At 65.1% G+C, this 18,026-nt stretch carries 17 protein-coding genes; 9 read left to right on the top strand and 8 right to left on the bottom strand.

The window, feature by feature from the left end; all coding sequences use genetic code 11:
• Window positions 1–76: 76 nt before the first annotated feature.
• The 4 genes from AAFG16_RS16045 (at window position 77) to AAFG16_RS16030 (ending at window position 3,791) form a co-directional block, all read left to right on the top strand.
• On the top strand, window positions 77–646 hold the full coding sequence (locus tag AAFG16_RS16045) for a ferritin-like domain-containing protein (protein WP_283085389.1): 570 nt from the start codon (window positions 77–79) through the stop codon (window positions 644–646).
• Window positions 647–833: 187 nt separating this feature from the next.
• Window positions 834–1,217 (top strand): Hsp20/alpha crystallin family protein, encoded by a 384-nt coding sequence (locus AAFG16_RS16040; RefSeq protein WP_011088914.1) that lies wholly within the window; start codon window positions 834–836, stop codon window positions 1,215–1,217.
• An 8-nt stretch (window positions 1,218–1,225) separates the two neighbouring features.
• Window positions 1,226–3,631 (top strand): endopeptidase La, encoded by a 2,406-nt coding sequence (gene lon, locus AAFG16_RS16035; RefSeq protein ID WP_342739758.1) that lies wholly within the window; start codon window positions 1,226–1,228, stop codon window positions 3,629–3,631.
• A gap of 4 nt (window positions 3,632–3,635) precedes the next feature.
• Window positions 3,636–3,791, top strand: coding sequence for a hypothetical protein (locus AAFG16_RS16030; RefSeq protein WP_283085386.1), 156 nt, complete (start codon window positions 3,636–3,638; stop codon window positions 3,789–3,791).
• Window positions 3,792–3,858: 67 nt separating this feature from the next.
• Here the strand turns inward: AAFG16_RS16030 and AAFG16_RS16025 are convergent, their stop codons facing one another.
• The 6 genes from AAFG16_RS16025 to AAFG16_RS16000 form a co-directional block, all read right to left on the bottom strand.
• Window positions 3,859–4,161 carry an HU family DNA-binding protein gene (locus AAFG16_RS16025; protein ID WP_027528369.1) on the bottom strand — a complete coding sequence of 101 codons (303 nt, stop codon included), beginning with the start codon at window positions 4,159–4,161 and terminating at the stop codon, window positions 3,859–3,861.
• Window positions 4,162–4,495: 334 nt separating this feature from the next.
• Window positions 4,496–5,728 carry an acetyl-CoA C-acetyltransferase gene (locus AAFG16_RS16020; protein ID WP_342739757.1) on the bottom strand — a complete coding sequence of 411 codons (1,233 nt, stop codon included), beginning with the start codon at window positions 5,726–5,728 and terminating at the stop codon, window positions 4,496–4,498.
• A gap of 342 nt (window positions 5,729–6,070) precedes the next feature.
• On the bottom strand, window positions 6,071–7,534 hold the full coding sequence (locus AAFG16_RS16015; RefSeq protein WP_342739756.1) for a GH1 family beta-glucosidase: 1,464 nt from the start codon (window positions 7,532–7,534) through the stop codon (window positions 6,071–6,073).
• A gap of 156 nt (window positions 7,535–7,690) precedes the next feature.
• Entirely contained in the window at window positions 7,691–8,098 is a 408-nt protein-coding gene (locus AAFG16_RS16010) for a hypothetical protein (protein WP_342739755.1), read from the bottom strand.
• Window positions 8,099–8,222: 124 nt separating this feature from the next.
• A complete protein-coding gene (locus tag AAFG16_RS16005) occupies window positions 8,223–8,492 on the bottom strand; it encodes a hypothetical protein (protein ID WP_283085382.1) in 270 nt (89 codons plus the stop codon).
• A gap of 133 nt (window positions 8,493–8,625) precedes the next feature.
• Window positions 8,626–8,988 (bottom strand): hypothetical protein, encoded by a 363-nt coding sequence (locus tag AAFG16_RS16000; protein ID WP_342739754.1) that lies wholly within the window; start codon window positions 8,986–8,988, stop codon window positions 8,626–8,628.
• A gap of 300 nt (window positions 8,989–9,288) precedes the next feature.
• On the opposite strand from AAFG16_RS16000, the gene AAFG16_RS15995 reads away from it, so the two are divergent.
• The 4 genes from AAFG16_RS15995 to AAFG16_RS15980 all read left to right on the top strand — a co-directional run bounded on the left by AAFG16_RS15995 (window position 9,289) and on the right by AAFG16_RS15980 (window position 12,970).
• Window positions 9,289–10,248 (top strand): AraC family transcriptional regulator, encoded by a 960-nt coding sequence (locus AAFG16_RS15995; RefSeq protein ID WP_283085380.1) that lies wholly within the window; start codon window positions 9,289–9,291, stop codon window positions 10,246–10,248.
• A gap of 97 nt (window positions 10,249–10,345) precedes the next feature.
• Window positions 10,346–10,636, top strand: coding sequence for a hypothetical protein (locus AAFG16_RS15990; RefSeq protein ID WP_342739753.1), 291 nt, complete (start codon window positions 10,346–10,348; stop codon window positions 10,634–10,636).
• A 120-nt stretch (window positions 10,637–10,756) separates the two neighbouring features.
• The gene (locus AAFG16_RS15985) at window positions 10,757–11,959 is read left to right on the top strand and encodes an NAD(P)/FAD-dependent oxidoreductase (protein ID WP_342739751.1); all 1,203 of its coding nucleotides are present in this window, start codon (window positions 10,757–10,759) and stop codon (window positions 11,957–11,959) included.
• A gap of 75 nt (window positions 11,960–12,034) precedes the next feature.
• Window positions 12,035–12,970 (top strand): MBL fold metallo-hydrolase, encoded by a 936-nt coding sequence (locus tag AAFG16_RS15980; RefSeq protein ID WP_342740915.1) that lies wholly within the window; start codon window positions 12,035–12,037, stop codon window positions 12,968–12,970.
• A gap of 213 nt (window positions 12,971–13,183) precedes the next feature.
• Here AAFG16_RS15980 and AAFG16_RS15975 read toward each other — a convergent pair whose 3' ends face one another.
• Window positions 13,184–15,676, bottom strand: a complete 2,493-nt coding sequence (locus tag AAFG16_RS15975) for a TonB-dependent receptor (RefSeq protein WP_342739750.1) — start codon at window positions 15,674–15,676, stop codon at window positions 13,184–13,186.
• A 152-nt stretch (window positions 15,677–15,828) separates the two neighbouring features.
• Window positions 15,829–17,184, bottom strand: a complete 1,356-nt coding sequence (locus AAFG16_RS15970) for a histidine kinase (protein ID WP_342739749.1) — start codon at window positions 17,182–17,184, stop codon at window positions 15,829–15,831.
• A 192-nt stretch (window positions 17,185–17,376) separates the two neighbouring features.
• Between AAFG16_RS15970 and AAFG16_RS15965 the strand changes: the two genes are divergently transcribed.
• Window positions 17,377–17,997, top strand: coding sequence for a response regulator transcription factor (locus tag AAFG16_RS15965; RefSeq protein WP_342739748.1), 621 nt, complete (start codon window positions 17,377–17,379; stop codon window positions 17,995–17,997).
• The last annotated feature ends 29 nt before the right edge of the window (window positions 17,998–18,026 follow it).

The raw sequence follows: 18,026 nt of genomic DNA, 5'->3' as shown, positions 1-18,026 counted from the left end.
TTGCTCATCACGACTCTTGATCGCGTGAGGATTGAGGAAGGGCATGCCTTCCCGTGTCGCCTCATGAGGAGGATCTATGGCTAAACGAGCAAAGAAACGTGCAACCAAGCAGAAGACCGCATCGCGCCGCCCGCGTCAGGCGCCCAAGATGCTGAGCGACCTGTTCCTGGAGACGCTGAAGGACATCTATTTCGCCGAGAACAAGATCATCAAGACATTGCCGAAGATGGCCAAGGCCGCGCATTCGAAGGACCTTGCGGCGGCCTTCAACAAGCATCTGCGCGAGACCCAGGGTCAGGTCAAACGTCTCGACCAGGTCTTCAAGATGCTGGGTAAGCCCGCCCGCGGCAAGCCGTGCGAGGCGATCAACGGCATCACCGACGAGGGCGCCGAGATCATGAAGGAGTTCAAGAACGCCCCTGCCCTCGACGCCGGCCTGCTCGCCGCGGCTCAGGCCGTCGAGCACTACGAGATCTCCCGTTACGGCACACTGCGCACCTGGGCCGAGGAGCTCGGCATGCCGGACGCGGCGAGGCTGCTCCAGGAGACGCTGGACGAGGAAGAGGCGACCGATCACACGCTGACCGAGCTTGCCACCTCGGTGATCAACCTCGAAGCGGAAGAAGAGTACCGCGCCGCCGCCTGATCTGCGGCCTGCGCCCAACTATTGCCTCTGACGCCGCGGAACATCTCCGCGGCGTCGATGCGTCCGGCGGCAAGGGCCTCCTCGCTTCGAGGGGCCAGGCATGCTCCAGGCGCGCGATGCTGGAATTCCGGGGAACCATCCCCATATGCTGGTTTTCCAATCGCAGCGCCTTCCCCCGAGTTTTGCCATGCAACCCAAAAATCCCCTCGACTGGATGCTGTCCGAAGCTTTGGACTCGCTCACCCGCGCCGAACGGCTGCGCCAGCAGTTCGGCCGGCAGGAGGCCTGCTGGGAGCCGCCGATCGACGTGCTCGAGACCGAGCATGAGCTTTTGATCCTGGTCGCGCTCCCCGGCGTCAATCCGGACAATGTCGAGACGGTGATCCATGACGGCGCGCTTGTCATCTCAGGCCAGCGCACGCTGCCGCCGGAGCTTCGCAACGCCCGCATCCACCGCCTCGAGCTGCCGCAGGGGCGTTTTGAGCGCCGCATTGCATTGCCCCTTGGCCGCTACGCCATCAGCCGCTTCGTGATGGACGGCTGCGTCGCACTGCGCCTCGCCAAATCCTGAGGTCGATCATGGCCACCGAACAGATGAATACCGAACAGACGAATTCCCAAAACGGTCCCGACGTGAAGATCCCCGAAGACGCACTGATCATCATCCCCGTGCGCGAGATGGTGCTGTTTCCGGGCGCCATCGCGCCTATCGCGATCGGCCGGGCGAAGTCCATCGCCGCCGCGCAGCAGGCGCTGCGCGAGCAGCGGCCGGTCGGCATCGTCCTGCAACGCAGCCCCGAGATCGAGGAGCCCGGGCCGGACGACCTCTACCGGGTCGCGACCATCGCCAACATCGTGCGCTACATCACCGCGCCCGACGGCACGCATCACATCGTCTGCCAGGGCGTGCAGCGCGCGCGCATCCTCGACTTCCTGCCGGGGACGCCGTTCCCGGCCGCGCGCATCCAGCAGATCCCCGAGCCGACCACGAGCTCGCCCGAGATCGAAGCACGGGCGCTGAACCTGCAGCGCCAGGCGATCGAGGCTGTCGAGCTGCTGCCACAGGCGCCGCCCGAGCTGGTCGCGATGTTCCAGAGCACCACCGCGCCCGGCGCGCTGGCGGATCTGGCAACCTCGTTCATGGACATCAAGCCGCAGGACAAGCAGGAGGTGCTCGAGACCATCGACCTCGCCTTGCGCGTCGAGAAGGTGTCGAGGCACCTGGCCGAGCGGCTGGAGGTGCTGCGCATCTCCAACGAGATCGGCCAGAAGACGCGCGCCAGCTTCGACGAGCGGCAGCGCGAGGCGATCCTGCGCGAGCAGATGGCAACCATCCAGCGCCAGCTGGGCGAAGGCGACGGCAAGGCCGCCGAGGTCACCGAGCTGACGGCTGCGATCGCCAAGGCCAACATGCCGCCGGAAGCCGAAGCGCATGCCAAGAAGGAGCTGCGCCGTTACGAGCGCATGCCTGAGGCTGCGGGCGAAGCCGGCATGGTCCGCACTTACCTCGATTGGCTGATCGAGCTGCCCTGGGCCTTGCCCGAGGAGAAGCCGATCGACATCAAGGAGGCGCGGCGCATCCTGGATGCCGATCACTTCGGCCTGGAGAAGATCAAGAGCCGGATCATCGAATATCTGGCGGTGCGCAAGCTGGCGCCGCAGGGCAAGGCCCCGATCCTGTGCTTCGTCGGCCCGCCCGGCGTCGGCAAGACCTCGCTCGGCCAGTCCATCGCCCGCGCGATGGCTCGCCCCTTCGTGCGCGTCAGCCTCGGCGGCGTGCATGACGAGGCCGAGATCCGCGGTCACCGGCGCACCTATATCGGCGCGCTGCCCGGCAACATCATCCAGGGCATCAAGAAGGCGGGCGCTCGCAACTGCGTCATGATGCTGGACGAGATCGACAAGATGGGCCGCGGCGTGCAGGGCGACCCTTCCGCCGCCATGCTGGAAGTGCTCGACCCCGAGCAGAACGGGACGTTCCGGGACAACTACCTGGGCGTGCCATTCGACTTGTCGCGCGTGGTCTTCATCGCGACCGCCAACATGCTGGACCAGATTCCGGGTCCGCTCTTGGACCGCATGGAGCTGATCAGCCTCGCCGGCTACACCGAGGACGAGAAGCTGGAGATCGCGCGGCGGTATCTGGTGCGGCGGCAGCTGGAGGCCAATGGCCTTTCGGCCGAGCAGGCCGAAATCGAGCCGGAGGCGCTGAAGCTGGTGGTCAAGGGCTACACCCGCGAGGCCGGCGTGCGTAACCTCGAGCGCGAGATCGGCAAGGTGTTCCGCCACGCCGCGGTGCAAATCGCCGAAGGCACGGCCGCCAAGGTGATGGTGACGACAAAGGACATCGCCACCGTGCTTGGCCAGCCGCGCTTCGAAGGCGAGATCGCGCAGCGCACCAGCATTCCGGGCGTGGCCACCGGCCTTGCCTGGACGCCTGTTGGCGGCGACATCCTGTTCATCGAGGCTTCGCGCGTGCCCGGCCGCGGCGGCATGATCCTGACCGGCCAGCTCGGCGAAGTCATGCGCGAGAGCGTGCAGGCGGCACTGACGCTGGTGAAGAGCAGAGCCTCGCAGCTCGGCATCGATCCCCAGCTGTTCGAGAAGAGCGACATCCACGTTCACGTCCCCGCGGGCGCCACCCCGAAGGACGGACCGAGCGCGGGCGTTGCGATGTTCACGGCGCTGACGTCGCTGCTTACCAACCGTACGGTGCGCAGCGACACGGCGATGACCGGCGAGATCTCGCTGCGCGGTCTGGTATTGCCCGTCGGCGGCATCAAAGAGAAGGTGGTGGCCGCGGCCGCCGCCGGCCTGAAGCGGGTGATGCTGCCGGCGCGCAACAAGCGGGACTATGACGACATCCCGAAGAGCGCGCGGGACAACCTCGAATTCATCTGGCTGGAGCGCGTCGACGAGGCCATCGCCGCAGCGCTCGAGCCGGCGGAAGCCAAGGTCGATCCGAAGATCGAAGCGGCGGAGTAATGCGATGAAGAAGCTGCTGGAGAAAGCAAGGAGATCGCGCAAGACGCAGCGGCTGCGCCAGCTGCTCGATCGCGCCATCGACCGGGTGCGCGATGCGGTCGCGGGACCCGAGCCGCGGTTTGCGCCGGTCCCGGTCCGGGTGAAGCGCCGCAAGGGTTGAGCCCTCCGTCTCAGGCCCTTGCGACTGCCCCAAAAGGCCCCCTCTCATCGAGGGGGCCTTTGCGTTATCAGGCCACGGCGTCCTTGGCAGCCTTGACCGGGCGGGCGCGGACGATCTTCCGGGCCGGCTTGGCCTTGAACATCATCTCTTCACCCGTGAACGGGTTGGTGCCCTTGCGCGCCTTGGTCGCGGGCTTCTTGATGACCACGAACTTGGCGAAGCCCGGCACCAGGAACAGGCCGTTCTTCTTGAGCTCCTTGTGGCCGACGTCGGTCAGCGTCTCCATGACGTTCTTGACGTCGCGCTTGGAAAGCTCGGTGGCGGTCGCAATCTTTTCGATCAACTGCGATTTGGAAAGTTGGGTCGGCATCGTGTCTCCTCTGATTCGTTGCCGGTTGCATATTAGACCAACCGGCGAAGGCCTATAGCCTTCTGCACAGTTTTGTCGCGATTTTACGGGCTTTTTTGGCCCCCTGTGGCAAAAAACCCTGCTTTTTAGCTACTTCCGGAGCGGACGAAGCCTCTGGCAGCGGATTTTACCTTGTTTCAAAGGCCCGCACGCAACCTTGCTAAAGCTGATTCGCGGCTTTCGACAAGCGACGACCGAACGACCGCGTGCGATTCACCCTGAAAAATAAGGGTTGGATCGCACTGCAGCCGCTTCTTCTCCCGGTTTTTAAGGGGAGAGGTGAAGCGGAGGCTGGTTAGAGGCGCTCGATGATGATGGCCGGCGCCATGCCGCCGGCGGCGCACATGGTCACGAGACCGCGCCTGAGGTCGCGCCGTTCGAGTTCGTCGAGCACGGTGCCGATCAGGATCGAGCCGGTCGCGCCGATGGGATGGCCGAGCGCGATTGAGCCGCCATTGACGTTGACCTTGGCGCGGTCGAGCTTGAGATCGCGGATGTATTTTTCCGCAACCACCGCGAACGCCTCGTTGATCTCGAACAGGTCGATGTCGTCGATGGTGAGCCCGGCCTTCGCCAGCACCTTGCGCGTCGCCGGCACTGGCGCGTTCAGCATCAACGTCGGCGAGTCCCCCATGTTGGCCATCGCCACCACGCGGGCGCGGGCTTTAAGGCCATGCGCCTTGGCGTAAGACGGCGAGGCCAGGAGGATCGCGGCGGCGCCGTCGACCACGCCGGATGAGTTGCCGGCGTGATGCACGAAGTCGATGTCGAGGTCAGGATATTTTTGGAGGATCAGGCCGCGATAGGTCGTGCCCTTGTCGTCGAGCGCATAGTCGGCGACGGCAGGAAATGCCGGCTTCAGGCTGCTGAGACTCTCCATCGTGGTCTGCGGCCGCGGATATTCTTCGTGGTCGAGCGCGAGGCTGCCGTCCTCGCGATGGACGGGCACGAGGCTCTTCTTGAAGTGGCCGTTCGCGATCGCATGCGCGGCGCGCTTCTGGCTTTCGAGCCCGAGCGCGTCGACGTCTTGCCGGGTGATGCCTTCCAGCGTCGCGATCGCGTCGGCGCAGACGCCCTGGTGCGACTGCGGATGCTTCGCCCGCAGGCGCAGATTGCCGCTGTCCATCATCATCGGACCGCCGCCGCGGCGTCCCTCCATCGACATCATCTCGCAGCCGCCGGCGATGACGAGGTCTTCGGCGCCCGCCATGATCGAGGATGCCGCCATGTTGACGCTGGTGATGCCGCTTGCGCAGAAGCGATCCAACGTCACGGCGCTGGCGCGCACGTCATAGCCGGCATCGAGCGCCGACATGCGGCCGAGATCGCCGCTTTGCGTCGCGACCTGCGCGCTGCAGCCCCAGACGATGTCGTCGACGTCGGCGGTGTTGATGCCGGTGCGGTCGGCGAGCGCGCGCAGCACGGTTGCACCCAGCTGCTGCGGATGAATGCCGGAGAGCGCTCCCTTGCCGGCCTTGCCGACGCCGCGCGGGGTGCGGCAGGCATCGATGATCAGTGCGTCGGTCATGGGCGTTGTCCTCTTGTTTTGCGTGTTGAGGGGCGTTGTGAATCAGGGGGCGAGTTGAGTCAATCTGCGGCGCCGGACGGCCTCTCTGCAAAAAGTGAAAAACAACCCCATGCACAGTAGAAGCACCGGTTCCGCGTGAGACGCGGTGATGCCTGTGAAGCGATTGGTCCGTCAGGCTAAACGGCAATTGTCGCGCAATCTTGCGTCAGGGCGACTCAAACGCGGCAGACGGGCGCGCGTCCCACCCGGATTTTCCGCTGCGCGTAAAATCGGGCGCGAAAGCTTCAGGGACGTCGTGGCCGGGCTTGTCCCGGCCATGACGACGCTATGCGATGGAAAAGATCACACCCCCGCCGCGTTCTTCGCGATGACGTTGCGGTAGAAGCTTGCGCTGAGCTTCGGCGTGCGCACCTGGGTGTCGAAATTGACGTGGTAGAGACCGAACCGCTTGTTCAGCCCGAACACCCATTCGAAATTGTCCATCAGGCTCCAGAGGAAATAGCCGCGCACCGGCACGCCCTCCGCCGTCGCCCGCTGGAGCTGGGCGAGATAGTTGCGCAGGTACATGATGCGGTCGGTGTCGTAGATCTTGCCGTCGGGCGAGATCTCGTCCTCTCCGGAGGTGCCGTTCTCGGTGATGTAGATCGCATCCGTCTTCCAGATCTTTGCCGCGAGCCTCGGCACCCAGTAGATCGTCTCCGGCGCGACGCGGAGCCAGTTCGAATTCATGTGCGGAAAGGATTTCGGGATCGGCAGCGGCATGAAGCCCGCGCCCTGGTCGGACGGCACCACGTAGTTCTGCGGCGCATAGATGTTGAGGCCGAGGAAGTCGACCGGCGAGGAGATGATCTTCAGCTCTGCGTCGGTGTATTTCGGCGCATTGGCGCCGGCGTATTTCACGAAGGCGTCGGTATACTGGCCCGTCATGATGACGTTGAGATAGCCGGCATTCATCTCGCGCAGCGCGATCTCGGCGGCGCGGACATGATCGGGCGTGTCGATCGCGGGAACGCAGACGTCGATGTTCTCGGCCGGCCCCACCCTGGTGCCGCGGCGCCCGCGCGCACGCACAGCCTGCACCGCAAGCCCATGCGCGAGCGCGCTGTTGTGCCTGATCTGGTTGACCTCGGCTTGCGGCAGCGTCGCGCCGGGCGCATCGATGCCGAGGCCATAGCCGAACTGCACGAAACGGCCGCTCTCGTTCAACGTGAACACGTTCTTGACGCGGTCGGTCAGGCGTTCGGCGACATAGCCCGCATAATCGCCGAAGATCTTGCAGGTCTCGGTCGAGCGCCAGCCGCCAAAACGGTCCTGCAGCGATTGCGGCAGGTCCCAGTGATAGAGCGTCGCCCACGGCTCGATGCCGTTCTTCAACAGCTCGTCGACGAGGCGATTGTAGAAGTCGAGCCCTTTCGGGTTCGGCTTGCCGTCACCGTCCGGAAACACCCGCGGCCAGGCGATCGAAAAGCGATAGGCCTTGCAGCCGAGATCCTTGATCAGCGCGATGTCTTCCTTGTAGCGGTGATAATGCTCATTGGCGCGGTCGCCGGTGGTGCCGTCCTCGATCTTGCCGGGGATGCGGACAAACTTGTCCCAGATCGAGGCCCCTCGCCCATCCTCATTGACCGCGCCCTCGACCTGGTAGGACGAAGTCGCCGTGCCCCAGAGAAAGCCTGGCGGAAAGCCATCCATGCCCCGCGGCGCCGGCTCCGGCTTGGCCTCGGCGACCTCGACGGGACCCGCGATTCCGGCTGCGGACAATCCCGCCAGTTTTGCGAACTGGCGACGTGAGACTTTGTCCGACATGTGATGCTGCTCCGAGGGTGATGCTGGTCCGCGTCACAATGACGCCTGGCGGGCAATTTGAGAAGCGCCGGAGCGGAAATTTGAGGATGCAGAATTGCGCGGCCGGGGGCGCGACGCGTCGAAGCGCCCGATGTGCCGATCAGCGCACGCTGCCGATCAGCGGGAGCGCTTCGGCAATTTTGGAAGCTTGTCGGGATTGAACGCGGGGATCTGCGCCGTTCGTTCGGGTGCCGCCACCGGCCGTTCCGTCAGGATCAGCGTTCCCTCGAGGACGACTCCCGGCGCCTGTCCCGCCGTCGCCGTGTACGTCGCGATCTTGCCCGGGCACGTCCCTACGATGTTCAGCGTGAGTTCATCATAGACGCCGAAGACCGTATCACGTCCTTCGGTATGACGCTTCGTCGACACGGTCGCGGTGAAGTGATCGCCGTCGACCTGACAGGAACCATGATACGTCATCAGGCTGTCGCGGCCCCAGATCTGGCCGTCTGCGACATGGACGATGCCGGTGCCCTGCTCGAGCGGCGTCTTGTACCACGCCGCGTAGGTACCGTCGTTCAGCATGGGAGCAGTCTCCCTTGGTATTCCCGCGCAGATCATCCGCATGATTAGCGCTAAGAAACCGTTAATCACGCGGCCCGTGTGAATCCGGCCCGTTGAGGGCGTTGCGCCGCAAGCCAGCGCTGATTTATCGCCGCACGCCGACGCGATTGACGCCGCCGTTCCAGTTGGTCGAGCTCGCCGTGCCGGCCCGGACCGCGGCGCGTGCCACCGGACGCGGACGGAGCACGACGCCGGCCCTGGCGACGCAGCTCGGGGGATAGTCGATGTACTGGCAATAGACCACCGCGTGAGCAGGAGCCGGACTGAGCGTGACGGTCGCAAATCCCAGCAGTGCGCTGGCTGCGATTCCTGCAACGGTCACGGACTTGATCGAACGGTGATGGCTGTGACGCATGACGGTCCTCCCCAAGGGCGCTTGCGAACTGACGGGCGGCGAAAGCCGCCGCATGCGCCGCCCTGTATGACGTGAGCACCGGAGGAGAGGCAGCGTTGACATAGATCAATTCAAGACCGGGCCGAGTTCTGCTCTAGGAGGACAGACGCAGCCAGACGTCCTTGCTCGCCAGCGTGCCGTTCATCGTGGCGATCTCCATGTCCACGACATCCAGCGAACCGGGCTCGTCTCCATAGATGTACTTGAGGTGCCACATCAGACCCAGGTCCGGGGAGATGACAAAATCGTCCAATCCGTCGGTGATCGCCCGGACGGCCTGTCGATGCGTCAAGGGCGCCGAAAACATCGCATCGATCAGGGTGGCGAGGCTCATGCCGCCAACGAGCATCATTCGCGCGACCTCGTCACCGTAAACGTGCCGAAGCGCTGCAACGATGGCCGCGACTGCGTCCGGATTCTTCAATGACACGGTGACGTGAACCTCCGAGCCTATCATGCCGGAGGCGGGATATTCTGTGCAAGCCGTCCGCCCACGGTGCCGCCGGCCAAGGGCCCCGCCTCGGCCGCCGGCACCCGGCCTTTTCAGCGAATTTATTCCTCTCACGAAACCGGCACCGCGACGACGCGGCGCTGCGCATCGGGCATTTGCGAAAGCGCGCGCCGGCTCGGAGCAGGATCGGGCAAAGCATGGGCGCTTCAGGCAAGACGCTCGGCCCGGGCAGCGCCTAGAACGCGCTCGACCCGTAGAAACACGGACACCTGATCTGAGCTCGAAGCGATCGGGAGGAGCCACGCAATGACCGGGAGCACCACACTCATGCGCAATCCCTCCCCCAAGGGCTTGCCACCCATACTTGGCGCAAGGCCGGACGATCACGCGACGTCCGAGCGTCGCGCCGCCGATGCCGAGATGGCACGCGTGCTCAAGACGAAGCCGCTTCGCATGGCCTCCGATTGCAACAGCGGTGCCATCGCCTTTTGGAGGCACGAACCGCTGCACGACACCGTCGAGCCCATGGCCGATCATGTCGTCATGGCCTATCCCGCCGGCTCGCAGGCGCTGGAGCGTCGCACGGGAAGGACGGCCGCGATTTCGACGGCGCGTCCCGGGGTCGTGACGATCATTCCGGCCGGCTCGACATCGCGATGGGACATCCACCGCCCGATGCATGTCGTTCAGCTCTATCTTCCGCAGCGGACGCTGCTGCGGATCGCCGACGAGGCCAACACGACGAACCCCGGCGATCTGCTGGAGCGAACCGGGCATCCCGACGCCATCACGTCGCGGCTGCTGCTGAGCGCCGCCGACTCGCTCGAAGGCAGCGCCGCGCTGGACGCGCTGTTCAGGCAACAATTGACGGATCTGCTCGCCACGCGGCTCTTGGCCGCCCATGCGGGCGTTGCGGCTACGCCGCAGCCGATCATCGGCGGTCTTTCGCCTTCGGTCCTGCGCCGGTCGATCGAACGCCTGCGCTCGGACAGCGATGCAGATGTCTCGCTCTCGGCGCTCGCGTCCGACGCCGGACTGTCGCGTTTCCATTTCTGCCGGTCCTTCAAGGAGAGCACCGGGCTCTCGCCGCATGCCTGGCTGCGCCAGCACCGGCTCGAGCAGGCCATGGACATGCTGCGCGGGAGCGACGAGCCGGTGGTCTCGATCGCCGCAGCGCTCGGCTATTCCTCGCAGACCGCCTTCGCCGCGGCCTTCAAGAAGCTGACGGGCGAAACGCCGAGCGATTGGCGCAGGCGCATGCGGTAGCAGCAATCTCTCGACAGGGGCGGCAATCGCTCTGGCGCAGTCGACTATCCGGTTCGCTAAAGATCGCAACGTCACATCATCCGGACGGAGACGAACGATGGACTGGAAACAGCTTGCAATCGCACCGAAACGGAAGGCCGCCGCCTCGGCGCTCGTCTACGGGCTCTCGCTGACGGTGCGCTTCACCTCGCCGATCGCCGAAGAGGCGGGGTTACAGGGCCCACGAAGCGCCAATGCCGTGACGTCGATCCTGCTCGATCGCGGCTGGCTCGGGAAGCCCGCGATGCCGGTCGCCCTGCGCGGCTGGCCGCTGGGCCCGCGCAGCTGCCGCGCGGCTTGCGAGGGCCCCGCCCTGCTGTCCTCGCTACCGAACTGCACCGCGCCGTAACGGCCCGGCGCCCTCCGTCTCACCTCTTCGCGTCATCACTGGTCGCAACAGGCTCCGCTCGCATCGAGCGGCGACGATGGCGCGCGCGTTTCGAACCAACCAAACATGGGAGACAATCACATGCGACTACTCATCATCGGTGCCGGCTTCGCCGGCATGTACGCCGCCCTCTCCGCCGCCCGCCTGCGCGACATTCAGGGTGTTTCGCCCGACGATCTCCAGATCGCGCTGATCGCACCGCAGCCGACGCTGGTGATCCGCCCGCGGCTTTACGAGCCGAAGCCGGAAACCTTGACGGCGCCGCTGCTCGACGTCCTCGAGGCGATCGACGTTGATTACATCCAGGGCAGCGCCGAGACGATCGACGCCAAGGCGCAGACGGTGCAGATCGCCACGGCCAGGGGCACGAAGATGCTGTCCTACGACCGGCTGGTGGTCGCCACCGGCAGCCGCCTGTTCCGTCCCAACATTCCAGGCCTCGCCGAGCATGGCTTCAGCGTGGATTCACTCGATGACGCGATCGCACTCGACAAGCATCTGCACGGCCTTGCCGGCCGGCCGGCCGTCAACGGACGCGACACCGTCGTCGTCGCCGGCGGCGGCTTCACCGGCATCGAGGCGGCCACCGAACTGCCCGCGCGTCTGCGCCAGATCCTCGGCAAGGATTCAAGGGCGCGGGTGATCATCGTCGAGCGCAACAGCGCGGTTGCCCCCGACATGGGCGAAGGTCCCCGCCCCGTGATCGAGAAGGCGCTGCGCGAGCTCGGCGTCGAGACCCGGCTCGGCGCCGGCGTTGCCTCGCTCGACAAATCCGGCGTCACGCTCTCGACCGGCGAGCACATCGAAACCGAAACGGTGGTGTGGGCGGCGGGCATCCGCGCCGCGCCGCTGACGGCGCAGATTCCCGCCGAGCGCGACAATTTCGGCCGGCTGCTGGTGGACCGCGACCTGCGCGTGCCCGCCATCCCCAGCGTCTTTGCCACCGGCGATGCCGCACGGGCCGCATGCGATGGCGACGGCAATTACGCGCTGATGTCCTGCCAGCACGCGACGCGCATGGGCGCCTTTGCCGGCAACAACGCCGCCGCCGAGCTGCTCGGCGTTGCGACCAGGCCCTATCACCAGAAGGCTTACGTCACCTGCCTCGATCTCGGCGAAGCCGGCGCGCTGTTCACGCGCGGCTGGGAGCGCGCGGTCGAGTTGGTCGGCGACGTCGCCAAGAAGACCAAGCGGGAGATCAACACCGTCTGGATCTACCCGCCCCGCGCCGAGCGCGCCGCGGCGTTAGCATCAGCCGATCCGGAACGCGTGACCAGCCTCTAGTCGCATCTCGCGACGGCAGCCGCGCTCTCCCGGCGGCGCGGCCTGCTCAACCATGACCAGCCGGAAGTCTTCTCCCTGAAACAGGAGACCAACATGAGCATGCACAACACCTCATCCGCCGTGAAGTCGAAGCCCGAAGAGCTGGTCCCGTCGCGCTATGCGCTGAAGATCGGCGACATCGACGTGATGGTGGTCAGCGACGGCGTGCTGCCGCTGCCAACCGCCATGCTGGCCCACAATGTCGATCCTTCCGCCCGGGCGGCCTGGCTGAAGGAGATGTTCCTGCCGCCGGACGCTTTCGATTGGGCGCTGAACGTCGTGGTGGTGCGGAGCGGCAAGCAGACCATTCTGGTCGATGCCGGGCTGGGATTCGACCCGGACTTGCACTTGCCGCGGGCCGGGCAGTTGATCAAGCGACTGGAGGCCGCCGGCATCGATCTTTCGTCCGTGACCGACGTGGTGCTCACCCACATGCACATGGACCATGTCGGCGGGTTGCTGGTCGACGGCGTGAAGGAGCGGCTGCGGAAGGACCTGCGCATCCACGTGGCGGCCGCCGAGGTCACGTTCTGGAACGCTCCCGATTTCTCCCACGTCTCCATGCCGCCGGGATTCCCGGATGCGCTTCGCTCGGCCGCCAAGCGTTTCGTGAAGGAATACGGCAGTCAGCTGCGCCAGTTCGATGAGGAGCATGAGATTGCCCCGGGCGTCGTCGTCCGTCGCACCGGCGGTCACACCCCCGGACACAGCGTGGTTCGAGTGGTGTCCGGCGGCGACCGGCTGATGTTCGCGGGCGATGCCGTGTTCGCAGTCGGATTCGAGCACCCCGACTGGTACAACGGGTTCGAGCACGATCCCGAGGAAGCGGCCCGCGTCCGGGTTCAGCTCTTCAAGGAGCTGGTTGAGACCGGAGGGCTGCTGGTGGCCACGCACCTGCCGTTCCCGTCCGTAGGTCGGGTCGCGGCCGACGGCGATGCGTTCCGGTGGGTGCCGGTGTTCTGGGATTACTGAACGCTCGGCATGATAGCCTTCCCTTCTCCCCCTGTGGGAGAAGGTGGCGCGAAGCGCCGGATGAGGGGTCGGCTCCGCGAATTATACTTGGAGTGGACTCGCGGAGAGATACCCCTCACCCGTCTCGTCGCTATGCGGCGAGCCACCCTCTCCCACAAGAGGAGAGGGCAGGAAGCCCGCGCGCGGCGATAGCTGAGTAGGCATTGAGACGACCTAGAACGTCACCCGCATGCCCGCATAGAACGCGCGCGGCCTTGCCGGGCTCAGCGAGCGCGGGTCGGTGAATTCTGCGCCGCCATTGGTGAAATTGGGCAAGGCTTCGCGGTCGAAGAAGGTGCCGACGGTCGAGTAGCGGTTGTCGAAGATGTTGTTGACGCGACCGTAAAGCTGGACGTTCTTGGTGACTTGGTAGGAGGTGTGGAGATTGAACACGGTATAGGACGGCAGCTGCGGAAACTGGTTGGACTCGTCGCCGACGAAATACTGGCTGGAAACAAAGAGCGCGTCGCCCCCGACCTTCCACACGTCGGTAACAGCATATTCGACACTGGCCTTGATGAGGTGGCTCGGCAGGCGCGGAATGTGATTGCCCGGCAAGACCTGGATGTGGCCTGCGTCGGCGAACGGGCTGTCTGAGCCAAGCGTCAGCGCATCGAGGAAGCGCGCATCCAGGAATGCGTAGCTCGCCTGGAACTGAAGCACATTCGACTTCAGGCTCACCTCGGCTTCGATACCCTGCCTGCGCGTCCGTCCGACGTTCTGGAAGAAGCCGAAGCCCGTCAGGCCCGGAATTGGGGTCGCGAGGATATCATCGTAGTTGGTGGCACGGTAGGCACCGATTTTCCAGCCGAGCGAGCCGATGTTCAATTCCTTGGTGCCGCGGAAGCCCGCTTCGAAGGTCTTGGATACGACTTGCTGAAGGGGCGGGTCCGCGATCAGGAACTGCCCGATGATGCAAGGCCTCGCCGGATCGGCGCAGCCAAGTTCGAGCGGCGTCGGCACCCGGTTGGCTTCGGAATAGCCCGCATAGGCGGTCACTTCGGACGTGATCTTGTAGGTGCCGCCGATGATCGGATTGAATCGATCGTAGTTATGATCGCCGTTGAGCGCCGTGCCGAGCTGGTCCATCAGGGAGATATGGGCCGCATTGAACCGCCCACCTCCCGTGATCGCGAAGCGCTCATCCACGTTGAACGTGTCGAGCGCATAGAGCCCGTGATATTGGTTGACGGTGCGAAGGGACACAGGGCCAATCTTAGTCGGTTCGCCGGAGGCGCCCAGGAATATGCCGCTGCCCGAGACGACATAGTTCGTGCCTATGGTGCCCAACTCGGCGCTACCAGTGAAACGCGTGCTGCTGACATCATAGCTTGCGCCGACCACGAAGCGGTTCTCATGACCGAACAGCTGATCGCTGTTGGTCGCCTGCCCGGACACGCCAAACGTGGTCGATTTCGTGCTGGTGCGATCGATCTCGCTGAGGATGGCACCTGGCGCAAAGGTATTGGCGAGCTGAACGCCATTGAGGCCATTGGCCGACGGTTGGAGGCCAGTCAAAGGGTCGACATCGCCAAAGCAAAGCAGTGTCGCATCGGCGTCGCAGGGCACCGTATCGGTCGGATTTCCGTCCACGGTATTCTGTTTGAAGGCCCGCACATGCGCCGTACCCTCAAAGGTCCAGGTCGGCGTCGCCTCCACCTTGCCGGTCAGGTTGAGATAGCCGACCTTGTTGGAAATGGTTTGTGGCGTTGTATAGGTCGCCCCCCAATATTGCTGGAGCAATTCGGCCGGAACGGTGCTGGGTCCTGCCAGGGAATTGTTGGCGACGCCGCCATTGAGGCGGAACTCGTTGCCTTCGAAGCGGTACCCGACATCGCCGTAGAAGCGCCGCACGTCCGATGCCGAGAAGTTGCGGAAGCCATTGTCGTGAATGCCTTCGAGCGCTCCGTAGACCGCCCAGTTGTTGTCGACCTGCTTGCCCCATTGTGCAGAGCCCTGGATGCGGCCGAATGAGCCGCCCATGACGTCGATTTCGGCCCCTTGATAGTTGAAGCCGTCCTTCATCTGCAGGTCGATGGCGCCGCCGAGCGCGTTGAGGCCGAACGCGGGGTTATTGGTCACGACCACTGCCGATCGGATCGCTGCCGTCGGGATCAAATCCCAATTGACGATGTCGGAAAACGCCTCGTTGATGCGCACGCCGTTCTGGTAGACGGCAAGGCCCTGCGGCGTGCCGGCCAGAGGTGAAGCGACGTAACCGCGAAACTGCACATCGGGCTGGAATGGATTGCCGGTCACTTCGTTGATACTGACACCGGGCACATACTGCTGCAGGGCATCGGCGATATTTGGCGAGCGGGTGCGCCTGATCTGGTTGGCATCAACCGCGTTGATGCTGGCTGGAATCTTGTCGACCTCGATGGCGCTGCCGGCTCCGGGGGCCGTCGGGTAGACGTAGATGCGCGTCTTAGGGCGTGCGGACGACGATGCTCCCGCCACGCGCGCGACCGGGCGCGAAGGCGCGGTGCGCCTCGGTGTCGACGGCGGCGCCGTCACCTCGACCGCCGGCAGGTTCTGGACGTTGGTCTCCTCGTCCTGCGCGGCGCCGGCCTGGCTCGCGCAGACCAGCCCCAGCCCGGTCGAAACCGAGGCCATCAACCAACGACGCTTGAACCAAAGACGCTTGAACCAAAGACGCTTGCCCATCCCAGCCTTCCCATCCCCACCCCCCGGCTGTTTTGATGTCGCCGTTTGGTCGAGACGAGTGTAATCGGCGAGAGCCCATGCACCAGCCACAAAAGGTCGGGCAATATCCGAACCCGCCTTCCCGGCCAAATCGGGAATTTTTCCCGATGTAATCAGGACACCACTGTGGGAACCAGCGCCTCCAAGGTCAGTCCGCCGTCGCCAGAGACGACGTTAAGCGTGCCGCCCAGCGCCAGGATCCGCTCGCGCATGCCGACGAGGCCGAAGCCGAGCTTCTGGCCTGGCTCCATGCCGCGGCCATTGTCGCTGATCCGCACCCGCGCACAGGAGCGGCCGCCGGCCTGCTCGACAGGCTCGATCACGACATTGACCGAAGTCGCGCCAGCGTGGCGGAACACGTTGGTGAGCGCCTCCTGCACGATCCGGTAGATGGTGAGATCGGCCGTCTCGCCCGTCGTCGGACCCAGCGCGGGCGAGATCGAGGTCTCGATCGCGACGTCGGGATGCGACTCCCGCCACAGCCGCGACAGCGATTCCAGCGCTTGGCGCAGGCCGAGCTCGGCAAGGCCGACGGGGCGAAGCCGCTCCAGCACGCGGCGATTGAACTGCTGGAGCGCGTTGATCTGCTCCATCATCGCGCTGCCGTGTTTTCGCACGGCCTGCGCACTCGGGTCGCGCCCGTCCGCCTGCTTCGCCAGCGCACTGGCATGCGCCCGCAGCGAGAACAGATAGGGCCCGAACTCGTCGTGCAACTCGCGCGCGATCTCCTTGCGCTCGATGTCCTGGAGCGACACCGCGCGCTCGGCAAGACGCCGCTTGTCCTCGACGGCCTCGCCGAGCGTTGCGGCCAGGTGATTGAGCTTGGTGCAGATCGCGGCCAGCTCCGGCGCGCCGCCCGGCGCGACGCGCGCCTCATAGCGGCCGCCTTCGAGCTCGGCCATCACGTCCGCCAGGGATTGCAGCGGGGTGAGCGCGCGGCCGACCACCGTCATCATCAGGAAAAACAGGGCGAGCGCGATCACCGAGCCGACCTCGAGCTGGGTCACGATGCCGTCCCAGATCTCGGCGATCTCGTCATCGGGATGCGAGGTGATCAGGAGAGAGCCGGGCTTGCCATGGACCGAGACCGGCACACTAACCGCGGTCTGTTCGGGATGAACCAGACTCACGAACCAGGCGGGCGGCCCGCGCGCGTCGTCGTCGGTATCAGGACGGGGTGGCGTCAGCGGGCTCCCGCTGGAATCCATCAGGGCGATGCTGACATGGCGGAGCCGGCTGAGATCGCGCGCGATCTGGTTCAGCCTGGCATCGGGATCGGGCGCCTCATTGAGATCAGCAACGATCATCTCGATGAACTCGCGCGCAAGCCGGATCACGCTCTGGTCCTCGGCCTGCACGCGGGGACCTGCTTCCGCGACCTGCCGGCCGATATTGACGGCGAGCCCCAGTGCCAGCAACAGCGCCAGCAGCAGATTGATGCGCCCACGCAACGATAGATTTTGCCACATTGATGCTGCTCGTGTCTCGCGAAGGTTGGGCCGCACCTGTCCGATGACGTTGACAGGGGCGAAGCGCCCGATATCTAATCGAAAGCGTACAGCAATCCCGGCCGGGTTGCATGATCCGACATGAGACACGTTTCCTCATTCGGGATCATGCGGCGCGAAATAAAGAGTCCGGCACTGTCACGGGGAACGCCTATGCGCATTCTGATCGTCGACGATCATCCTATCGTGGCCTCCGGCTGCCGTGCCGTGCTGGCCGACGAGGGCGAGATCGAAATCCTGGAGGCCGCCGACGCCGAGGACGGCGAAAGCATCTTCATCGTCGAGCGCCCCGACCTCTCGATCATCGACATCAACCTGCCGACCGTTTCCGGCTTCGAGCTGGCGCGCCGCATCCTCGAGCGCGCGCCCGAGGCGCGCATCATCATGTTCAGCATGAACGACGACCCGGCTTTCGCTGCGCGTGCGATCGAGTGCGGCGCCAAGGGCTACGTCTCAAAGACCGGCGACCCCGACGACCTCGTCGAGGCGATCCGCGCGGTCGGAGCCGGCGGCACATATCTGCCGACCGCGATCGCGCGCAGTATCGCGTTCGCTGGGCCGACGCTCGCGCAAAGCCCGCTGTCGAAGCTGAACGCGCGAGAGATGGAGATCCTGCGGCTGCTCAGCGCCGGAAAGAGCCTGTCCGAAATCGCCTGGCTGGTGCAGTCGTCCTACAAGACGGTGGCCAACACCTCCTCGATCATGCGACAGAAGCTCGGCGTGAAGACCTCGGTCGAGCTGGTGCGGCTGGCGATCGACAGCGGCGTCGCCTGACGAAACACACCGCCGCAAATTCGGTCACA

The organism is Bradyrhizobium sp. B117 (genome assembly GCF_038969555.1).
In the GTDB taxonomy this organism is placed as follows: domain Bacteria; phylum Pseudomonadota; class Alphaproteobacteria; order Rhizobiales; family Xanthobacteraceae; genus Bradyrhizobium.
The sequence above is the reverse complement of the archived record's forward strand: the minus strand, read 5'-3'. Positions and strand labels throughout refer to the sequence as shown.